Origin of the sequence: Streptomyces sp. NPDC090119, assembly GCF_044747085.1 — a bacterium.
GTDB lineage: Bacteria > Actinomycetota > Actinomycetes > Streptomycetales > Streptomycetaceae > Streptomyces.
Map to the genome: position 1 here is coordinate 204,203 of NZ_JBIVDK010000006.1, position 19,963 is coordinate 224,165.

At 71.1% G+C, this 19,963-nt stretch carries 16 protein-coding genes; 8 read left to right on the forward strand and 8 right to left on the reverse strand.

The genetic code is table 11. The features are described 5' to 3' along the window. Nucleotides 1–16 precede the first annotated feature (16 nt). The 3 genes from ACIPPM_RS25700 to ACIPPM_RS25710 all read left to right on the forward strand — a co-directional run bounded on the left by ACIPPM_RS25700 (nucleotide 17) and on the right by ACIPPM_RS25710 (nucleotide 5,262). Nucleotides 17–3,148 carry a sacsin N-terminal ATP-binding-like domain-containing protein gene (locus ACIPPM_RS25700; RefSeq protein ID WP_401451979.1) on the forward strand — a complete coding sequence of 1,044 codons (3,132 nt, stop codon included), beginning with the start codon at nucleotides 17–19 and terminating at the stop codon, nucleotides 3,146–3,148. A gap of 196 nt (nucleotides 3,149–3,344) precedes the next feature. Then, nucleotides 3,345–4,259 carry a hypothetical protein gene (locus tag ACIPPM_RS25705; RefSeq protein WP_401451982.1) on the forward strand — a complete coding sequence of 305 codons (915 nt, stop codon included), beginning with the start codon at nucleotides 3,345–3,347 and terminating at the stop codon, nucleotides 4,257–4,259. Nucleotides 4,260–4,431: 172 nt separating this feature from the next. Beyond that, entirely contained in the window at nucleotides 4,432–5,262 is an 831-nt protein-coding gene (locus ACIPPM_RS25710) for a hypothetical protein (protein ID WP_401451985.1), read from the forward strand. Between the two features lie 3 nt (nucleotides 5,263–5,265). Here the strand turns inward: ACIPPM_RS25710 and ACIPPM_RS25715 are convergent, their stop codons facing one another. The 3 genes from ACIPPM_RS25715 to ACIPPM_RS25725 all read right to left on the reverse strand — a co-directional run bounded on the left by ACIPPM_RS25715 (nucleotide 5,266) and on the right by ACIPPM_RS25725 (nucleotide 10,558). Then, the gene (locus ACIPPM_RS25715) at nucleotides 5,266–7,689 is read right to left on the reverse strand and encodes an HAD-IC family P-type ATPase (RefSeq protein ID WP_401451988.1); all 2,424 of its coding nucleotides are present in this window, start codon (nucleotides 7,687–7,689) and stop codon (nucleotides 5,266–5,268) included. 113 nt (nucleotides 7,690–7,802) lie between these two features. Continuing rightward, entirely contained in the window at nucleotides 7,803–10,088 is a 2,286-nt protein-coding gene (locus ACIPPM_RS25720) for a GH92 family glycosyl hydrolase (protein ID WP_401451991.1), read from the reverse strand. 200 nt (nucleotides 10,089–10,288) lie between these two features. Beyond that, a complete protein-coding gene (locus ACIPPM_RS25725; RefSeq protein WP_401451994.1) occupies nucleotides 10,289–10,558 on the reverse strand; it encodes a DUF2530 domain-containing protein in 270 nt (89 codons plus the stop codon). A 193-nt stretch (nucleotides 10,559–10,751) separates the two neighbouring features. On the opposite strand from ACIPPM_RS25725, the gene ACIPPM_RS25730 reads away from it, so the two are divergent. Continuing rightward, nucleotides 10,752–12,203 (forward strand): NCS2 family permease, encoded by a 1,452-nt coding sequence (locus ACIPPM_RS25730; RefSeq protein ID WP_401451997.1) that lies wholly within the window; start codon nucleotides 10,752–10,754, stop codon nucleotides 12,201–12,203. A 40-nt stretch (nucleotides 12,204–12,243) separates the two neighbouring features. Here the strand turns inward: ACIPPM_RS25730 and ACIPPM_RS25735 are convergent, their stop codons facing one another. Beyond that, nucleotides 12,244–12,426 carry a ribbon-helix-helix protein, CopG family gene (locus ACIPPM_RS25735; protein WP_393594933.1) on the reverse strand — a complete coding sequence of 61 codons (183 nt, stop codon included), beginning with the start codon at nucleotides 12,424–12,426 and terminating at the stop codon, nucleotides 12,244–12,246. 153 nt (nucleotides 12,427–12,579) lie between these two features. Here ACIPPM_RS25735 and ACIPPM_RS25740 point away from each other — a divergent pair, with 153 nt between their 5' ends. The 3 genes from ACIPPM_RS25740 (at nucleotide 12,580) to thpR (ending at nucleotide 15,018) form a co-directional block, all read left to right on the forward strand. Further along, on the forward strand, nucleotides 12,580–13,017 hold the full coding sequence (locus ACIPPM_RS25740) for a MarR family winged helix-turn-helix transcriptional regulator (protein WP_030804715.1): 438 nt from the start codon (nucleotides 12,580–12,582) through the stop codon (nucleotides 13,015–13,017). A 100-nt stretch (nucleotides 13,018–13,117) separates the two neighbouring features. Beyond that, a complete protein-coding gene (locus ACIPPM_RS25745) occupies nucleotides 13,118–14,386 on the forward strand; it encodes an MFS transporter (protein ID WP_401452002.1) in 1,269 nt (422 codons plus the stop codon). Nucleotides 14,387–14,445: 59 nt separating this feature from the next. Further along, entirely contained in the window at nucleotides 14,446–15,018 is a 573-nt protein-coding gene (gene thpR / locus ACIPPM_RS25750; RefSeq protein ID WP_401452005.1) for an RNA 2',3'-cyclic phosphodiesterase, read from the forward strand. A gap of 169 nt (nucleotides 15,019–15,187) precedes the next feature. On the opposite strand, the gene ACIPPM_RS25755 is transcribed toward thpR, so the two are convergent. From ACIPPM_RS25755 to ACIPPM_RS25765, 3 genes are all read right to left on the reverse strand, one after another. Further along, complete coding sequence (locus tag ACIPPM_RS25755) at nucleotides 15,188–16,180, reverse strand: aldo/keto reductase (RefSeq protein ID WP_401452008.1); 993 nt, start codon at nucleotides 16,178–16,180, stop codon at nucleotides 15,188–15,190. A gap of 47 nt (nucleotides 16,181–16,227) precedes the next feature. After that, a complete protein-coding gene (locus ACIPPM_RS25760) occupies nucleotides 16,228–16,806 on the reverse strand; it encodes a Uma2 family endonuclease (RefSeq protein ID WP_401452010.1) in 579 nt (192 codons plus the stop codon). A 96-nt stretch (nucleotides 16,807–16,902) separates the two neighbouring features. Continuing rightward, nucleotides 16,903–17,577 carry a GDSL-type esterase/lipase family protein gene (locus ACIPPM_RS25765; protein ID WP_401452013.1) on the reverse strand — a complete coding sequence of 225 codons (675 nt, stop codon included), beginning with the start codon at nucleotides 17,575–17,577 and terminating at the stop codon, nucleotides 16,903–16,905. 99 nt (nucleotides 17,578–17,676) lie between these two features. On the opposite strand from ACIPPM_RS25765, the gene ACIPPM_RS25770 reads away from it, so the two are divergent. Beyond that, nucleotides 17,677–18,645, forward strand: a complete 969-nt coding sequence (locus ACIPPM_RS25770; RefSeq protein ID WP_401452015.1) for a WD40 repeat domain-containing protein — start codon at nucleotides 17,677–17,679, stop codon at nucleotides 18,643–18,645. 67 nt (nucleotides 18,646–18,712) lie between these two features. Here the strand turns inward: ACIPPM_RS25770 and serC are convergent, their stop codons facing one another. Further along, entirely contained in the window at nucleotides 18,713–19,831 is a 1,119-nt protein-coding gene (serC, locus tag ACIPPM_RS25775; protein WP_401452018.1) for a phosphoserine transaminase, read from the reverse strand. Between the last annotated feature and the right edge of the window lie 132 nt (nucleotides 19,832–19,963).

Here is a 19,963-nt window from a genome sequence, read left to right on the forward strand (position 1 = left end):
ATGATGGAGAGTGAACGTGAGCAAGTACGTGCGGCCCGCGGCCGAAGGCGCCGACCCGTTCGGCACCGCCCGCCTCCGTCGCGGTGTCCTCGACGCCTGGGCCACCAGCCCCGCCCGGTTCCGTGAGGACGCCAACGCCGAGGAGGACCTCGTACTCGGCGGCTACCGGGACCGGCTCGTGGTGGAGCTGGCCCAGAACGCCGCCGACGCGGCCGCCCGCGCCGACACGCCCGGACGGCTGCGGCTCACCCTGCGGGGCGACGTACTGATCGCCGCCAACACCGGCGCCCCCCTGGACGCCACCGGCGTCGAGTCGCTGTCCACCCTGCGCGCCTCCGCCAAGCGGGAACGCCACGACGGACACGTCACGGTCGGCCGGTTCGGCGTCGGCTTCGCCGCCGTGCTCTCCGTGACCGACGAACCCGCGCTGGTCGGCCGGCACGGCGGAGTCCGCTGGTCGCTCGCCGAAGCCCGCGAACTGGCCGCCGACACCGCCCGGCACAGCCCCGGCCTCGGTGACGAGGTGCGCCGCCGCGACGGCCACGTCCCGCTGCTCAGGCTGCCGTTCGCCGCCGAGGGCACCGCGCCGGACCCGTACGACACCGCCGTCATCCTGCCGCTGCGCGACGCGGCCGCCGCCTCGCTTGCCGAGCGGCTGCTGGACGCCGTGGACGACTCCCTGCTGCTCGCCCTGCCGGGCCTCGAAGAGGTCGTCGTCGAGGTGGAGGGGCGGGAGCCGCGCACCCTGCGCCGCCGCACCGAGGACGCCGTCACGGTCGTCGACGACTCCCGCGACGGCACCACCTGCTGGCGCACCGTCACCAGCCACGGCCCGCTCGACCCCGGCCTCCTCGCGGACCGCCCGGTCGAGGAACGGCTGCGCCCGCACTGGTCGGTGACGTGGGCGGTGCCCGAGGACGGCGAGGGCCGCCCGGTCCGCCCCCGCACCGCGCCCGTGCTGCACGCCCCCACCCCCAGCGACGAACCCGTCGGCTTCCCCGGCGTGCTCATCGCGTCCTTCCCGCTGGACACCACCCGGCGGCACACCGCGCCCGGCCCGCTCACCGACTTCCTGGTGGAGCGCGCGGCCGACGCCTACACCGAACTCCTCGCCGGATGGCGGCCGGTGACCGAGGGAGCCATCGACCTCGTCCCCGGCCCGCTCGGCCAGGGCGGGCTGGACGGCGCGCTCCGGCAGGCCGTGCTGGACCGGCTGCCGCGCACCGCGTTCCTGCCCCCGGCGCTGCCCCCGCGGGGCAACGACGACCTGCCCGAGGCGCTCCGCCCGAGGGACGCCGAGATCGTGGAGGGCGCGGGCGCCGAAACCGTCCGCGTCCTCGCCGAGGTGCTGCCGACCCTGCTGCCCGCGGGCCTCGAACGGCGCCCCGAGCTGCGCGCGCTCGGCGTGGCCCGGCTCCCGCTCGCCGACGCCGTGGACCGGCTGGCCGGTCTGGAGAAGGAGCCCGAGTGGTGGTGGCGGCTCTACGACAGCCTCGCCGGGGTCGACCCCGAGCGGCTGTCCGGGCTGCCCGTGCCGCTCGCCGGGACCGGCCGGACCACCATCGGCCCCCGCCAGGTGCTGCTGCCCGCGCCGGACACCACCGCGCCGGACGCGGAGGTGCTGGGCAGGCTCGGCCTGAAGCTGGCCCACGCGGACGCCGCGCACCCGCTGCTGGAGAAGCTGGGCGCGCTGCCCGCCACCCCGCGCGCGGTGCTCACCACCCCGCAGGTCCGGGCCGCCGTCGCCGCCTCGCTGGACGACGACGGCGGGGCGATGTGGGAGGAAGAGGCCCCGGACGCGGAGGAACTGGCCGACACCGTCCTGGCGTTGGTCCGGGACGCGGGCCTTGAGCCCGGCGACGAGCCCTGGCTCGGCGCGCTCGCCCTGCCCGACGAGGACGGCGAACTCGCCCCGGCGGGCGAACTGGTTCTGCCCGGCAGCCCGTTCGCCCGGGTCATCCGCGAGGGCGAACTCGCCGCCGTCGACGCCGAACTGGCCGAGAAGTGGGGCGAACAGCCGCTCGCCGCCTGCGGGGTGCTGGCCGACTTCGCCCTCGTCCGCGCCACCGACGTCGTCCTCGACCCGGACGAACTGGAGCCCCGCGACAGCGACTTCGCCGAACCGGACGACGCCGGGCTGCTGGACGCCGTGGACGTGTGGTCCGAGGACATCCTCGACCGCTTCCCGGACAGCCCCGTACCGCCCGTCGCCACCGAACTCGTCGCCGTGCGCGACCTGGACCTGGTGGACGACGACCGCTGGCCCGAGGCGCTCGCCCTGCTGGCCCAGCCCCCGCTGCGCGACGCCCTGATCCAGCCGGTCCGCGTCCTCCTCCCCGACGGCACCCACGAGGTCGTACGGCCCTACACCGCCTGGTGGCTGCGCGGGCACCCGGTGCTGGACGGCCGCCGCCCGGCGGGCCTGCTCGCCGCCGGTGGCGACCCGCTGCTGCACGGCCTGTACGACGAGGCGGACGCCACCGGCTTCCACGACGAGCAGGTGCTCCGCGCCCTCGGGGTGCGCACCTCGGTGGCCGCGCTGCTGGACGAGCCCGGCGGCGCCGCCGAGCTCCTCGACCGGCTCGCGGACCCCGACCGGCCGGTGTCCCCGCTCCAACTGCACGGCCTGTACAGCGCCTTGGCCGACATGGACCCGGAGCAGGTGACCCTGCCGGACGAGCTGCGGGCGGTGCGCGACGGGCGGGCGGTCGTGGTGGACGCGCGGGACGCGGTGGTCGTGGACTCGCCCGACCTGCTCCCGTTCGCCTCCGGAGTGGCGCTGCTGCCGGTCCGGCCCGCGCTGGCCGCCGCGCTGGCCGAGCTGTTCCAGGTGCGGCGGCTGAGCGAGTCCGTCACCGGTGCCGTGGACTCCGAGGGCACCGAGCACGAGGTGCCCGAGCCGGTACGGACGCTGCTCGGCCCGCGCACCCCGGACAGCTATGCCGAGCACGAGGAACTCGTCGTGGACGGCGTCGAGATCGACTGGCGGCTCACCCGGGACGGCGTGCTCCACGCCGCCACCCTGGAGGGTGTCGCCGCCGGACTCGCCTGGGCGGCCGGGCAGTGGCCGCGCCGCTTCGAGGTGGCCGCGCTGCTGGAGGACCCGTCCCGCACCGAGGAACTGGCGCGGGATCGCTGGTTCGACTGAATTACGCCCGCTGGCCTGGGGCTTCACGAATTGGTCGCGGAATTTTCGATTCACCCACAACCATCGGCCGGGGTCGACCGTCTGATCGTTTGAGCCAACGGGCTCGCATGATCAGACGGGCCTCACCGGACCCCCGCGTCGCTTCGTTCGCGTCGTACGCGGTGGTCACCGGGGCCCATGACGCAGGGGAACGCACATGCGCTTTCGCGCCTCAGTGGCCGCCGTCACCGGTGCCCTGGCCCTCTCCGCCCTCGCCGTCCCGGCCGCGCACGCCGACGGCGCCGGCTCCGCGTACCGCACGAATGCCATGAAGATCGTCAAGGGGGCGCACGCCGCCTCGGGCAAGCAGGGCGTCAGGTCCGTCCGCAGTGGCGTGCCGTACGACCTGAACGTCACCTTCTCGCAGTTCAAGGTGGCCAAGGCGATCAAGGTCGGCACCACCAACCACGTCGCCACCACGGTCACCTACACGCTGACCCACGGCGCGGACGTGGACATCACGGCCCCCGACTTCGTCACCGGCCCGTACCTCTACAAGGGTGCGTTCGACTACCCGGACAACACGGTGTTCGGCGACCTGCCCGCCACCTGCAAGGTGGCCACGGCCACCACCGCCAAGTGCACCGGCAAGCTCGACTTCTACCCCGCCGACGGCGAGCTGTGGAACTCCGACGCCGGCAGCTGGAAGGGCGGCGCGCTCGCCTTCGCCCTCAACGGCCAGGACGAGGAGAACCCCGACCCCGCCGAGATCGGCGTCGCCGACAAGGGCGGCCTCGCCTCCACCTCGGTGCAGCGGTACGCCCGCCAGACCGTCAACGCCTCCCCGGAGCCGGTGAAGAAGGGCAGGACCATCACGGTCACCGGTGCCCTCACCCGCGCCAACTGGGAGGACAACAAGTACCACGGGTACACCAAGCAGTCCGTGAAGCTTCAGTTCAAGAAGAAGGGCGCCAGCGCCTACACGACGCTGAAGACCGTCAAGACGGACTCCAGGGGCAACCTGAAGACCACCGTCAAGGCGTCCGCCGACGGCTACTTCCGCTACAGCTTCGCGGGCACCTCGACCACCCCGGCGATCGACTCGACCGCCGACTTCGTCGACGTGCGGTAGATCCGCGGACACCTCACGAGAGGTGAGCGGGCGGGGGCTCCTCGACCAGGCAATGAGTGGGCAAACTCAGGTCAAGGAACGCCCCGCCCGTACAACCCGTGAGCCCCCTCACGGATCTGATCACCCGAGTCGACCGACTCACCGATCACTTCTCCCCCAGAGGGAACCGCACATGCGCATACGTGCCACCGTGGCCGCCGTCACCGGCGCCCTGGCTCTCTCCGCCTTTGCCGTACCGGCCGCGCACGCCGCGCCCGCCGAAGGCACGCCGTACACGATGAACGTCAGCTTCTCGAAGCTGAAGATCGCCTCGTCGATCAAGGTCGGCAGCAGCAACAAGGTCAGCGCGACCTACTCGTACACGCTGACCTACGGTGCGGACGTCAAGGCGACCGCCGCCGACTTCTACAGCGACGCCTACCTCTACCGGGGCTCCCTGGACGACCCGACCGCCACGGTCGAGGGCGACGACTTCGCCACCTGCAAGAAGGCCACGACCACCACGCTCACCTGCACCGGCACCATCGACGTCTACCCGTCCGACGGCGACCTGACCGCCTCCGACGCGGGCAAGTGGTCCGTGGCCGCCGAGGCGACCGCCTTCAACGGGCAGAACCCCTCCAAGCCCGACTTCAACAAGGTCGGCTTCAAGGACCAGGGCGGCATGGCCACCACCAGCCTGCTGCGCAACTCCGCGCTGACCACCGACGCCGCCCCGGAGCCGGTCAAGAAGGGCAAGACCCTCACGGTCACCGGCACCCTGACCCGCGCCAGCTGGGACTACAACAAGTACTACGGCCTCGGGGCGCAGTCCGTGCAGCTCCAGTTCGCCAAGAAGGGCGCCACCACCTGGAGCACCCTCAAGACCGTCAAGACGGACGCCAACGGCAAGCTGAAGACCACCGTCACCGCCTCGGTCGACGGCTCCTTCCGCTACGTCTACGCGGGCATGTCCACCACGGCCGCCGTCGCCGCCACGGCCGACGCGGTCGACGTGCAGTAACCCTCACACCGGGAAGCGGCGGTCGACCCATCTCCACACGAGTTCCAGGGCGGCCGCCGCCACCACCGCCACTCCCACCGCCGCCCACGGCATCGTGTTGCCGACCAGGCGCAGGGCGAAGAAGTCCTGGAGCCAGGGGACGGTCAGCACGAAGAGGAAGGCGACGCCCATCGCGGCCACCAGGGCCAGCCGCCACCACGTGTAGGGGCGGGCGATGATGGCGAGGACCCACATCGAGATCAGGAACAGGGTCAGCGTGGCCGCGCTGGTCTCGGCGGCCAGCGAGCCCGCACCCGTGTAGTGGTGCCGGGCCAGCAGATACGTCACGAAGGTCGCCACCCCGGCCAGCAGTCCGCCGGGTATCGAGTACCGCATCACCCGGCGCACGAAGTGCGGCCGCGCCCGCTCCTTGTTCGGCGCCAGCGCCAGGAAGAACGCCGGGACGCCGATGGTGAGCGTGGACAGCAGCGTCAGATGCCGGGGCAGGAACGGGTACTCCACCTGCCAGCACACCACCAGCAGCGCCAGCAGCACCGAGTACACCGTCTTCACCAGGAACAGCGTCGCCACCCGGGTGATGTTGCCGATCACCCGGCGGCCCTCCGCGACCACCGACGGCAGCGTGGCGAAGCTGTTGTTCAGCAGCACGATCTGCGCCACCGCGCGGGTGGCCTCCGAGCCCGAGCCCATCGAGACGCCGATGTCGGCGTCCTTCAGGGCCAGCACGTCGTTCACCCCGTCGCCGGTCATCGCCACGGTGTGCCCCTCGGACTGGAGCGCGCCGACCATCTCCCGCTTCTGCTGCGGGGTGACCCGCCCGAACACCGTGGCCCGGTCCACCGCCTTGGCCAGGTCGGCCGGGTCGGCAGGCAGCTTCCGCGCGTCCACCGCCTTGCCGGACAGCCCCAGCTTGTGCGCGACCGCGCCGACCGACACCGCGTTGTCCCCGGAGATCACCTTGGCCTGGACGTCCTGGTCGGCGAAGTAGCGCAGGGTCGTGGCCGCGTCCGGGCGCAGCCGCTGCTCCAGCACCACCAGGGCCACGGGCCGGGCCCCGCGCGCCGGGTCGGGACCGTCCAGGTCACGGGCGGCGCGGGCCAGCAGCAGCACCCGCAGCCCCTGCTCGTTCAGCAGGCCGGTCTCCTTCAGCGCGGGGTCGTCGGGGGCCAGCAGCACGTCGGGGGCGCCCAGCAGCCATCCGGCGACCTTGCCGTCCCCCTCCTCGAACGCGGCCCCGCTGTACTTGCGGGCCGAGGAGAACGGCAGCGCGCTCACCGGGCGCAGGTCCTTCTTCCCGCCTTCGCCGTCCTCGCCCCTGCCGTCCGGGTAGGCGTCGATGATGGCCTGCAGCGAGGCGTTGGGACGCGGGTCGGACGCCCCGAGCGCGGCCAGCACCTCCCGTACCCGCTTCTCGTCGGCGCCGTCCAGCGGCTTCAGCCCGGTCACGTCCATGCCGCCCTCGGTGAGCGTGCCGGTCTTGTCCAGGCAGACGGTGTCCACGCGGGCCAGGCCCTCGATCGCGGGCAGCTCCTGCACCAGGCACTGCTGGCGCCCGAGCCGCACCACCCCGATGGCGAAGGCCACCGAGGTCAGCAGCACCAGCCCCTCCGGCACCATCGGGATGATCCCGGCGATCGTCCGGGCCACCGACGACTTGAAGTCGCTGCTCTTCACCACGAGCTGGGTGACGACCAGGCCGAGCGCGGCCGGGACCATCATCCAGGTCACGTACTTCAGGATCGTGGAGATCCCGGACCGCAGCTCGGAGTGGACCAGCGTGAACCGGGACGCCTCCTCGGCGAGTTGGGCCGCGTACGCCTCCCGGCCCACCTTGGTCGCCTGGAAGGCGCCGCCGCCCGCGACCACGAAGCTGCCCGACATCACCTGCTCGCCTGGGTGCTTGACCACCGGGTCGGCCTCGCCGGTCAGCAGCGACTCGTCCACCTCCAGACCGTCGGCCTCGGCGCACACCCCGTCCACCACGATCTTGTCGCCAGGCCCGATCTCCACCAGGTCGCCCAGCACGATCTCGCTGGTCGGCACCTGGACCGCACGGCCGTCCCGGCGCACGGTCGGCCGGGTCTCCCCGATCACCGCGAGCGAGTCCAGCGTCTTCTTCGCCCGCCACTCCTGCACGATCCCGATCCCGGTGTTGGCGAGGATCACGAACCCGAACAGGCTGTCCTGGATCGGCGCGACGAACAGCGTCACCACCCACAGCACGCCGATGATCGCGTTGAACCGGGTGAACACGTTCGCCCGCACGATCTCGCCGAGCGAGCGGCTGCTGCGCACCGGTACGTCGTTGACCTGCCCCCGTGCCACCCGCTCCGCGACCTCGGCGCGGGTCAGCCCCGCCGGGCGGGTGCCGGGCGGCGCGACCGGGTGCACGGGGTCCAGTCCGGCACCCGAGTCGATATGCGTCATGCATTCGACGTTACGTGCGGAATCCCCGCTTCACCTGCCGGGCGGGCCGATCTCCGGGTAACGCCAGGGGCGCCCCCGACGCGTCTCGGGGGCGCCCCTGACCAGGCCCTGGATCAGCCCAGCGCAGGCGGCCCCGCATCCGCCCCGGTCCCCCAGGAGGAAGGCGTCGACCCGACCGTGAAGGACAGCGAACGGTGCGTCCGCAGCGCCTCGGTGGTCAGGTAGGTCCGCCCGTACGCGGCGCCGTCCAGCCGCGCCGACCGCACATAGCGGGTGTCCGCCGAGGTGCCCGGCGCGGTGATGGTGAGCGCGCCGCGCGGGTAGTAGCGGCGGTCCAGGGTGAGGTCGACCCGGTCGAACACCGGGGTGGACAGGCCCCAGGTGTCGTAGCCGGGCTGGACCGGGAAGACGCCGATGGACGACAGGACGTTCCAGGCGGACATGGTGCCCAGGTCGTCGTTGCCGGTCATCCCGGTCGGCCCGTCCGTGAACAGGGTCAGCGCCGCGTGCACCACGTCCGTCGTCTTCCACGGCTGCCCGGTGGACAGATAGGTGTACGGCGCGATCAGGTCGGGTTCGTTCTGCGGGTTGTACTTGTCCGCGTTGTAGTAGTCGTACGGCCCGTTCACCCACACCTCGCGGGCGGTCTTCGCCGGGTCCTGGAGCAACTGCCCGTAGGCGAAGAAGGAGTCGAGCCGGTCGTTGGCCGCCTGCTTGCCGCCGATCAGGTCCACCATGCCGGGCAGATCCTGCGGCACCAGCCACTGGTACTGCCAGGACGTGCCCTCGTGGAAGCCCTCGCTCTTGGCCGGGTCGGCCGGGCCGGTGAAGGCGCCGGAGGCGTCCCGGGCGCGGAAGAACCCGGTGGAGGGGTCGAAGATCTTCCGGTAGTTCCGCGCCCGCGTCGCGTACCGGTCCGCGTCCGCGCCGTGCCCGAGGTCGCGGGCCATCCGGGACAGCATCGCGTCCGACAGGGCGTACTCCAGCGTGGCCGACGCCCCGTGGTCGTAGTCCGAGTCACCGGGCTTGGCGTGCGGGCGGTCCTTGACGTAGGGGGCGAAGCCGTCGGCGAGGTACTCCCGGTTCGCCTCCCGGCCCACGGCCGGCGAGTCGGCGGGCGGCACGCCGTCCGCGTTCTTCTTCAGCGCCTTGTAGGCCCGCTCCTCCCAGCCGTGCAGCAGCCCCTGCTGGTAGGCGTTGGTGAGGAACGGGGTCACCGGGTCGCCGGTCATGATGTTGGTCTCGACCGTGCCGTAGCCCCACTTGGGCAGCCAGCCGCTCTCCTCGTCGATCCGGATCACCGAGATCGCCATGTCCCGCGCCTCACGCGGCGCGAGCAGGGACAGCAGCTGGGACTGGGTGCGGTAGGTGTCCCACAGCGACCAGTTCTGGTAGTACGTGAAGCCCTGGGTGCGGTGGATCTTCTGGTCCCAGCCGGTGTAGCGGCCGTCGGTGTCGCTGCCGATGTTCGGCGCGAGGAACGACCGGTACAGCGAGGAGTAGAAGGTCCGGCGCAGCGTGTCGCTCCCGCCGCGCGCCCGTACGTCGTCCAGCCGGTCCTCCCAGGCCCGCCCGGCCGCGCCGCGCACCGCGTCGAAGGACCGGCCGCCCTCGGCGCGCAGATTGCCGAGCGCGCCCCGCGCGTCCACGTAGGACAGCGCGGTGGTCGCCTCGACCGTGCGGTCCTCGCGGGTGTCGAACCGCAGATACGCGCCGTCCGCGCCGGTCTTTGCGCCCTCGGTGACGGTGGAGCCCGTCCAGGTGCCGTGGGCGGTGAAGGGGCGGTCGAAGCGGGTGACCGTGTAGAGCGTGTACGGGACGGTGTCCTGGCAGAAGCCGCGCCCGGTGAGCTTGGTGCGCACGGTGTGGTCGTCCAGGATCTCGACCTCGGTGGCGACCTTGGTGTGCAGCGACTGGCCCGCGTTCAGCAGGACGTTGGCCTTGTCGGTGGCCGGGAAGGTGTAGCGCTGCACCCCGGTGCGGGCGGTCGCGGTCAGCTCGGCCTCGATGCCGGAGTCCAGGCCGACGCGGTAGTAGCCGGGGCTGGCGGACTCGTCGTCGTGGCTGAACTTCGCGGCGTAGCGGGCGTAGTCGGTGGTGGTGACGTCGCCCGTGGTGGGCAGCACCGGGAGGTCACCGCCGAGGCCGCAGCCGACGCCGGAGAGGTGGACCAGGGAGAAGCCCCGGATGTGGTCCTGGCCGTAGTCGTAGCCGGTGTTGTGGCCGGTGTCGGGGGAGAGCTGCACCATGCCGAACGGCACGGCCGCGCCGGGGTAGGTGTTGCCCTCGTTCTGAGTGCCGATGAACGGGTTGACGAGGTCGGTCAGCCGGGCGGGAGGGTCGGCCTGCGCGTGGGCGGGGGTGGCCAGCAGCGCGGTCGCCGCCAGTGTCCCGGCCATGAAGCGACCGATATGCCGTGTCCATGTCATGCAAGAACCTCTGAGGTGGTGGGCCGGAGGTGCTCAGGGGTGGTTCAGGGCGACGAAGGCAACGTTGTCAGCGCTTCGGACGCGCGCGGTACAACGTTGTCATCGGACAGCAGTGGGCATGACAACACGAAAATCCGCATGCCGTCCAGAGGTCTCGCACGACCCGGAGGTCACTCCGCGGAGACGGGCTCCCGCTCGGCCGCGGCCCGCTTGATCGCGGCGTCCCGGCCGCGCACGTACCAGATGCCGATCAGCCCGAGACCGGCCCCGGCCAGGCAGGTCCACACCCACCACAGATGGCCGTGGTCGTCGAACCAGCCATAGAACGGCAGCTGGACCAGGAAGAGGACGAACCACACGATCGTGCCGCCGGTGATCGTGGCGACCACGGGCCCCTCCAGGGGCTCCGGCGCTTCGTGCTTGGGGGTCCACTTCGTCATGAGCACAGCTTACGAGGCGCCCCGCTGCGCCCTGCAGCCCTGTGACCCTACGGACATTCGGTGAATATCTACGCGCGGAGATAGCGATCTAGGCTTCATACGTTCATACTGAAGCCGTTTGTCTTTGACTGTTTCTGTTCGTACGAAACTCCAAAAGGGCTCGGGGGAACCCTGAATGGTGAAGAGGACTCGCATGCCCACCTCGGCCACGGCCAAGGCTCCTTCCCCCGAACAGCCCGGCGGTGCACCCTCCTTCGGCGCTGTCGACCGCTACTTCAAGATCTCCGAGCGCGGCAGCACCGTCGCCCGCGAGATCCGGGGCGGTTTCGCCACCTTCTTCGCGATGGCGTACATCATCGTGCTGAACCCGATCATTCTTGGCAGCGCCAAGGACATGTACGGGCACCACCTGGACAACGGCCAGCTCGTCACGGCCACGGCGCTCACCGCCGCCTTCACCACCCTGCTGATGGGTGTGATCGGCAACGTCCCGATCGCGCTCGCGGCCGGACTCGGCGTCAACACGGTCGTCGCGCTCCAGCTCGCGCCGCGCATGTCCTGGCCGGACGCGATGGGCATGGTGGTGCTCGCGGGCTTCGTGGTGATGCTGCTGGTCGCCACCGGTCTGCGCGAGCGCGTGATGAACGCCGTCCCCTACGGGCTGCGCAAGGCCATCGCCATCGGTATCGGTCTGTTCATCATGCTGATCGGCCTGGTCGACTCCGGCTTCGTCACCCGTATCCCGGACATCGCCCAGACCACCGTCCCGCTCACCCTCGGCACCGGCGGTCACCTCACCGGCTGGCCGGTCCTGGTGTTCATCCTGGGTGCGCTGCTCACCCTGGCGCTGATCGTCCGCAAGGTCCCCGGCGCGATCCTGATCTCCATCGTGGCGATGACCGTCCTCGCGGTGATCATCAACCTGGTCGCCAAGGTGCCGTCCTGGGGCCTGACCACCCCGAAGTGGCCCGGCAACCCGGTCGCCACCCCGGACTTCGGCCTGATCGGCCAGGTCAGCCTGTTCGGCGGCTTCGCCAAGGTCGGCGTGCTGACCGGCATCCTCTTCGTCTTCACCGTCCTGCTGTCCTGCTTCTTCGACGCCATGGGCACGATCATGGGCATCAGTGACGAGGCCAAGCTGACCGACGCCCAGGGCCAGATGCCGGGCGTCAACAAGGTCCTGCTGATCGACGGCCTCGCCGTCGCCGCGGGCGGCGCCAGCTCCGCGTCGGCCACCACCTGCTTCGTGGAGTCCACCGCGGGCGTCGGCGAGGGCGCCCGCACGGGTCTCGCCAACGTCGTCACCGGCGCCCTGTTCGGTGCCGCGCTGTTCCTCACCCCGATCGCCACCATGGTCCCGTCCCAGGCCGCCACGCCCGCGCTGCTCGCGGTCGGCTTCCTGATCCTGGCGGGCTCGATCCGGGAGATCGACTGGTCCGACTTCACCATCGCCATCCCGGCCTTCGTGACCATGGTGATGATGCCGTTCACCTACTCGATCACCAACGGCATCGGCATGGGCTTCATCACCTTCGTGGTGCTCCGCCTGGCCGCCGGGCGCGGCCGGGACATCCCGGTGGCGATGTACGTGGTCGCGGCCGTCTTCGGCTTCTACTACCTGATGCCGGCCCTCGGTCTGACCTGACCGGGGCGCGGCTGAGGTTTCCTACGGGGTCACATGAGTCTCATGTGACCCCGTAGAACTTCTCGGTCTCGTCGACGGCGGTCTGGAACCGCTCGTCGAAGTCGTCCCTGGCGAGCGTGCGGATCACGTAATCCTGCACGCTCATTCCTCTCTTGGCCGCACGTTCCCGGAGCCTCTCTAGCAGCTCCCCGTCCATGCGCAGGCTGAGCACACTGGTCCCCATGCGTACGAGGGTCGCCACATCACGCCACCCGATGGGTCACTTTTCGGAACTGACTCACTCGTACGGGTGACGATGCGGCTCAGTGGCGGACATCACTGGCACACGCGTGCGTGGTGGCGTTCCTTAGTGAGGGTAATGAGTTAGGCTAAAGACATGTCGGACCTCACCCACGGCGACGACGTGGCCGCCGTGAACTCCCTCCGCTCCGCCGTGATGCGGCTGTCCCGTCGACTCAAGCACCAGCGGGTCGACGAGTCGCTGAGCCCCACCGAGATGTCGGTGCTGGGCACGCTGTCCAACTGCGGACAGGCCACTCCGGGCGAGCTGGCGCGCAAGGAGCACGTCCAGCCGCCCTCGATGACCCGCATCGTCGCGCTCCTGGAGGCCAAGGGCCTGGTCCGGCTCGAGCCGCATCCTGAGGACCGGCGCCAGAAGGTCGTCACCCGGACCGAGCAGGCCGAGGCGATGCTCGTCGAGAGCCGCCGCAAACGCAACGCGTTCCTGGCCGGTCTGGTCGAGGGCCTCGACGAGGACGAGTGGGCCACCCTGCGCGCCGCCGCCCCCGTCCTGGAGAAGCTCGCGCAATTGTAGCCACGGCATCGCTTCTGGAGGCGACCTTTTGAGTACGGGACCCGGAGCAGCTTCCGTCCCCGCACCGGCCACTACTACCCCCGCTTCCGGCAGAACCTCGATGTTCAGCTCGCTGAAGGTCCGGAACTACCGGTTGTTCTTCGCCGGGCAGGTCGTCTCCAACACCGGTACCTGGATGCAGCGCATCGCCCAGGACTGGCTGGTGCTGAGCCTCACCGGCTCCTCCGCGGCCGTCGGCATCACCACCGCCCTGCAGTTCCTGCCGATGCTGCTGTTCGGCCTGTACGGCGGGGTCCTCGTCGACCGGCTGCCCAAGCGGCCCGCGCTGCTGTTCACCCAGTCCGCGATGGCCGTCACCGGCCTGGCGCTCGCCGTCCTCACCCTCTCCGGGCACGTCCAGGTCTGGCACGTCTACGTCGCCGCCTTCGCGGTCGGTCTCGCCACGGTCGTGGACAACCCGGCCCGGCAGTCCTTCGTCTCGGAGATGGTCGGCCCCGGCCAGCTCCAGAACGCGGTCAGCCTGAACTCGGCCAACTTCCAGTCCGCCCGGCTGGTCGGCCCGGCCGTCGCCGGTCTGATGATCACCGGAGTGGGCACCGGGTGGGCGTTCCTCGCCAACGGGCTGTCCTTCGTCGCGCCCATCGCCGGGCTGCTGCTGATGCGCACCCGTGAGCTGCACGCCGTCGACCGCGCCCCGCGCGGCAAGGGCCAGCTGCGGGAGGGGCTGCGGCATGTCGCCGGTCGGCCGGAGCTGGTCTGGCCGATCGTGCTGGTCGGGTTCATCGGCACCTTCGGCTTCAACTTCCCGGTGTGGCTGACCGCCTTCGCCGACGACGTGTTCCACTCCGGCGCCGGTGCGTACAGCCTGTTCAACACCCTGATGGCCGTCGGCTCACTGATCGGCGCCCTGCTCGCCGCGCGGCGCGGCACGGCCCGGTTCCGGGTGCTGGTCGCGGCCGCGCTGGCCTTCGGCGCGGTGGAGATCGTGGCGGCGCTCGCGCCCTCGTACTGGCTGTTCGCGCTGCTGATGATCCCGATCGGGGCGTTCGGCCTCACGGTCAACGTCACCGCCAACACCGCCGTGCAGATGTCCACCGATCCGGCCATGCGGGGCCGGGTGATGTCCCTGTTCATGATGGTGTTCATGGGCGGCACGCCGCTGGGCGCACCGCTCGTGGGGTGGGTCACCGACACCTACGGAGCCCGCTTCGGCTTCCTGGCGGGTGGTGTCGTCTCGGCTGCCGCGGCGGCGGTCATCGGCCTCTTCCTGGCCCGCGCGGGCGACCTCCGGCTCCGGCTGACCTGGCACCACGGCCCGCATCTGCGGTTCGTGCCGCGCGGGCGCGAGGAGCTGACGCCGGTCGCGTGAGGCGTCCTCGACGCCGTCGAGCACGGCGGCGGGGCGTACCGGTCTGGGATCGTGGACGCATGAGACTCTTCGCCGCCGTGCTGCCGCCCCCGGAGGCCGTGGTGGAGCTGGGCCGGGAGGTACGGGTGCTGCGCGGGCTCGCCGGGGCCGACGCGCTGCGGTGGACCCAGGCGGACGGCTGGCACTTCACGCTCGCCTTCTACGGGGAGGTCCCCGAGGAGAGCGTGCCCGAGCTGGCACGGCGGCTGGAGCGCGCGGCCGGGCGGAGCGAGCCGTTCCCGCTGGCCGTCGCCGGGGGCGGCGGCTTCGGGCGCGGCAAGGCGCTGTGGGCCGGAGCCACGGGAGACCTCACCGCGCTGGGCAGGCTGGCCGGGCGGGCCCGGGCGGCCGGACGCCGGGCCGGGGTGGGCGGCGAGGAGCACCGGCACTACCGGGCGCATCTCACACTGGCCCGCGGCAAGGGCGACACCGACCTGCGGCCCTACGTCGCCGCCCTCGCCGAATTCACCGGTACCGGCTGGACGGTGGGCGAACTGGTCCTCGTCCGCAGCCGACTGCCGACCTCCGGGGTCCCCGGCGAGCAGCCCCGGTACGCGCCGGTCGCCCGCTGGGCACTGGGCGCGTCCGGTTAGGCTCGTCGTCGTGGAACCGAAAATCCGGAACCGGATCATGGCCGGTGCGCTCGTGCTGATGCTGGTGGTCGTCGCCGTGGCGGCGGCCGTCCGCTGACGCACGCCCCCAGGCCGCTCCGCGGGGAACCCCGTACGGAGCGGCCTTTCGCTTGCCGCTACGCGCTTGCCCCTACCAGGCGAACGCCTCCGGGGCGGGGCCCGGACCGGGGAAGATCCCGTCCAGCTCCCTCAACAGCTCCTCGCTCAGCTCCAGCTCCACCGCGCGCAGCGCCGAGTCGAGCTGGTCCTTGGTGCGCGGGCCGACGATCGGGCCGGTGACGCCGGGCCGGGTCAGCAGCCAGGCGAGCGCGACCTCGCCGGGCTCCAGGCCGTGCTTGGCGAGCAGCTCCTCGTACGCCTCGATCCGGTCGCGGGTCGCGGTGTCGGCGAGGGCGTCGGCCGCGCGGCCGGAGGCGCGGCGCCCGCGCTCGGCCTCCTTGCGGATGACCCCGCCCAGCAGTCCGCCGTGCAGCGGCGACCAGGGGATGACGCCGAGCCCGTAGTCCTGGGCGGCCGGGATGACCTCCATCTCGGCGCGGCGCTCCGCGAGGTTGTACAGGCACTGCTCGCTGACCAGGCCGAGGGTGTTGCCCCGGCGCAGGGCCGTCTCGTTGGCCTGGGCGATCTTGTAGCCGGGGAAGTTGGAGGAACCGGCGTAGAGGATCTTGCCCTGGGTGACCAGGACGTCGACCGCCTGCCAGATCTCCTCGAACGGGGTGTTCCGGTCGATGTGGTGGAACTGGTAGATGTCGATGTAGTCGGTCTGCAGCCGTTTCAGGCTGGCGTCCACCGCGCGGCGGATGTTCAGCGCGGAGAGCTTGTCGTAGTTGGGCCAGGCGTCGCCTTCTGCGCCCATGTTCCCGTAAACCTTGGTGGCCAGGACGGTTTTCTCGCGCCGCTCGCCGCCCTTGGCGAACCAGGTTCCGACGATCTCCTCGGTGCGGCCCTTGTTCTCGCCCCAGCCGTACACGTTCGCGGTGTCGAAGTAGTTGATGCCCGCGTCCAGCGCCGCGTCCATGATCGCGTGGCTGTCCGCCTCGTCCGTCTGCGGCCCGAAGTTCATCGTCCCGAGCACCAGCCGGCTGACCTTGAGTCCCGTGCGTCCAAGCTGCGTGTACCTCATGCCCACCTAGCCAACGTCTTGGAGCGCGCTCTAGGCAAGCGCTGGGGTCAGTCGCGGGGGAAGTCGCCGGTTTCGAGGGTGAGGTCGACCGGGGTGCCGGTGAGGTCGATGTCGCCGCCGAACCTCACCTCGAGGGCACGGACGTACTCGCCGTCCTTGGGGTCGGTGTAGACGCGGCAGCGGCCTTGGTAGGGGTCCGCGATGAGGTAGACGGGGACCTCGGCGACGGCGTACGCGGTCATCTTGGGGCCGTAGTCGTTGGCGGCCGTGCCCTGGGAGATGACTTCGGTGATGAACCGGACGTCCTGGTGGCGCCAGTGGCCCGTCTCGTCCGGCTCCGCCGAGTCCTTGAGCAGGGCGATGTCCGGGCAGAAGCCGTTCTCGTGGCCGGGGAAATCGATGCGGACGTCGGAGAAGACCATGACGTCCGGTCCGAATCTGTCCTCCAGGGCCCGCAGGACCCGACGGATGATCTGCCAATGCGTGTTCCGCTGCGGCACCATGAAGAAGCAGCCCCCGACGATCTCGGCCCGGAATCCTTCGGGGATGGGCATCCGCTCGAACCACTCGTCCAAGCGTGCGGTGTCGCTCTCGGCCATCGCGGTCCTGTCGTCGAGGACGGTCATCGTGGCGCTCCTCCCCGGCTGCCCACGCAGATGTGCAGCCGCGCGGTTCAACGATACGGACCGTGACCGGGAGACGCTGGAACTCGGCCGATCCGTTCAGGCCACGTACGGCCCGCCCACCCCCCACGCCTCGTGCATCGCCCCCGCGAACGCCCCCGCGATCCGGTGCTCGCCGCTCGCGTTGGGATGCGTGCCGTCGTACGTGTCCCTGGTGATGTCCCACCCCTTCGGCGCCGAGGCCAGCAGCAGCGCCGAGCGGGGCTCGTCCAGGTCGGCGACCGTCTTAGCGAGGAGGGTGTTGAAGAGGGCGACCTGTGCGGCGAAGGGGGCGTCCTCCTGGGCGCGTATGTTCGGGATGACCGGCAGCAGCACCATGCGCACGCGCGGACGCGCCTCGCGGGCCGCCGCGACGAACGCCCGCACGTTCTCCGCCGTCTGCTCCGCGTTGGTGTAGAAGCCCAGGTCGATCAGGCCGAGGGAGACCAGCAGGACGTCGGCCCGGTGCGCCCGCACCGCCTCCCCGATCAGCGGAGCCATGTGCTGCCAGCCCTCGCCCCATCCGGCGAGGTGGGCGCGCGGGAAGCCGGGGTCGGCGTACTCGTGGGAGCCGGGCTCCCCGGTTGCCTGGTCGTACAGCGTCTCGCGGGGGCCGACGAGCTGGAACGGGTCGCCGTATGTGTCGCGCAGGTGCTGCCACAGCCGGTAACGCCACGTGTGTTCGCCCGCGCTCCCGATCGTCATGGAGTCACCTACGGGCATGAACCTGAGCATCCGCTCATGATGGCGGATCACGGTCCGGACCCGCATCCAGGTCCCCTGTGAGGCCCACCACCCAGGCCGAACCCCCGCGCCAGGTGGCAGTCTTGGACCATGCGCCGACCGTTCGCCCTGCTTGCCGGGGCCCTGCTCGCGGGTGCCTGCGCCCTGCCCGCCCACGCCGCGGACGGGGACCAGGGGTTCACCATCGAGGACCCCAGGATCACCGAGTCCAGCGGCCTGGCCGCCTCCCACCTGCATCCCGGCGTCTACTGGACGCACAACGACAGCGACGACGGCCCGTACCTCTACGCCGTCGACAGCCGCACCGGAAAGACCGTCGCCACGCTCACCCTGCGCGGCATCGGTTCCCCGCGCGACGTGGAGGCGATCTCCATCGGGCCGGACAACCAGATCTACGTCGGCGACATCGGCGACAACTTCCACGGCCGCTGGCCCTACGTGTGGATCTACCGCCTGCCCGAGCCGAAGACCCTGAAGGACCAGACGGTCACGGCCACGCAGTACGTCGTGAAGTACTCCGACGGCCCGCGTGACGCCGAGTCGCTGGCCGTCCACCCCAAGACCGGCCGCGTCTACATCATCGACAAGAACGAGGACGGCGGTCACCTGTACGAGGGCCCCGCCGAACTGTCGTCCTCCGGCACGAACGTCTTCCGCCCGGTCGCCCCCGTCGACCTGTGGGCCACCGACGCCGCCTTCTCCCCGAACGGCGAACAGCTCGCCGTACGCGGCTACTTCGGCGGCATCTCCTACGACTGGAACGGCGGCCGCATCAAGAAGCTGGACCGGCTGGACGTGCCGCTCCAGGGCCAGGGGGAGTCCGTCAGCTACTCCCCGGACGGCACCAAGCTGATGTACGGCAGCGAGGGCGCGCAGAGCCAGGTGAAGGCGCTGGACGCACCGGAGGGCGGCGCGGTGGCGTCCAAGTCGCCCTCCACCGGCGGGAGTTCCGCGTCAGGGGAGAAGGGCGACGAGGGCGGCTTCAAGGTCGGTGCCGTCCTCCTCGCGCTCGGCGCCGCCGCCCTGTTCGGCATGCGGCGGATGCGGCGCAAGGGATAGGCGCGGGGTACAGGAAAGGGCGCCCGGTTCACCACCGGGCGCCCCAACTCATCTGGACCTACAGGTTTCAGATCCGCTCGATGACATGGTCGACGCACTTGGTGAGCGCCTCGACGTCGGCCGGGTCGATCGCCGGGAACATGGCGACTCGGAGCTGGTTGCGGCCGAGCTTGCGGTACGGCTCGGTGTCCACGATGCCGTTGGCGCGCAGCGCCTTGGCGACCGCGGCCGCGTCGATCTCGTCGGCGAAGTCGATCGTGCCGATGACCTGCGACCGCTTGGCCGGGTCGGTGACGAACGGCGTCGCGTACTTCGACTCCTCCGCCCAGGTGTACAGCCGGTTCGAGGAGTCCTTGGTGCGGCCGGTGGCGAAGTCCAGTCCGCCCTGGCCGTTCAGCCACTCCAGCTGCTCGTTGAGCAGGAACAGCGTGGCGAGCGCCGGGGTGTTGTACGTCTGGTTCTTGCGGGAGTTGTCGATCGCCGTCGGCAGGCTGAAGAACTCCGGGACGTGCCGGCCGGAGGCGTGGACCCGCTCGGCGCGCTCGATCGCGGCGGGGGAGAACACGCCGATCCACAGGCCGCCGTCGGAGGCGAAGGACTTCTGCGGGGCGAAGTAGTAGACGTCCGTCTCGGAGACGTCGACCGGCAGGCCGCCCGCGCCGGAGGTGGCGTCCACCAGGACGAGCGAGCCCTCGTCGGCACCGGCCACGCGCTTGATCGGCATGGCGACACCGGTGGAGGTCTCGTTGTGGGTGAACGCGTACACGTCCACGCCCGCCTCGGCCCGCGCCTCGGGGTGGGTGCCGGGGTCGGAGGCGATGACGGTCGGCTCGGCCAGCCAGGGGGCGAGCTTGGCCGCCTTGGCGAACTTGGAGGAGAACTCACCGAAGTTGAGGTGCTGGGACTTGGACTCGATCAGTCCGTGGGTGGCGATGTCCCAGAAGGCGGTCGAGCCGCCGTTGCCGAGGACGACCTCGTAGCCGTCCGGGAGGGAGAACAGGGAGCTGATGCCTTCGCGGACCTGGCCCACCAGGTTCTTGACCGGAGTCTGGCGGTGGGAGGTGCCCAGCAGGGAACTGCCGGTCGCCGCGAGCGCGGCGAGCGCCTCCGTCCGCACCTTGGAGGGGCCCGCGCCGAAGCGTCCGTCGGCGGGCTTGATGTCAGCGGGGATCTCGATGTCGGCCACGAGTCGGAGCGTATCGGGTGTGCGAAACCGGACGAAGCCGTGTCCGTCGGATGAGACGACTCTTCCGGGTCGTGGACTTGTGCGGTCGTACGACGAACTGAGGATCGGGGGGTGCCTGTGGACAACTTTCGA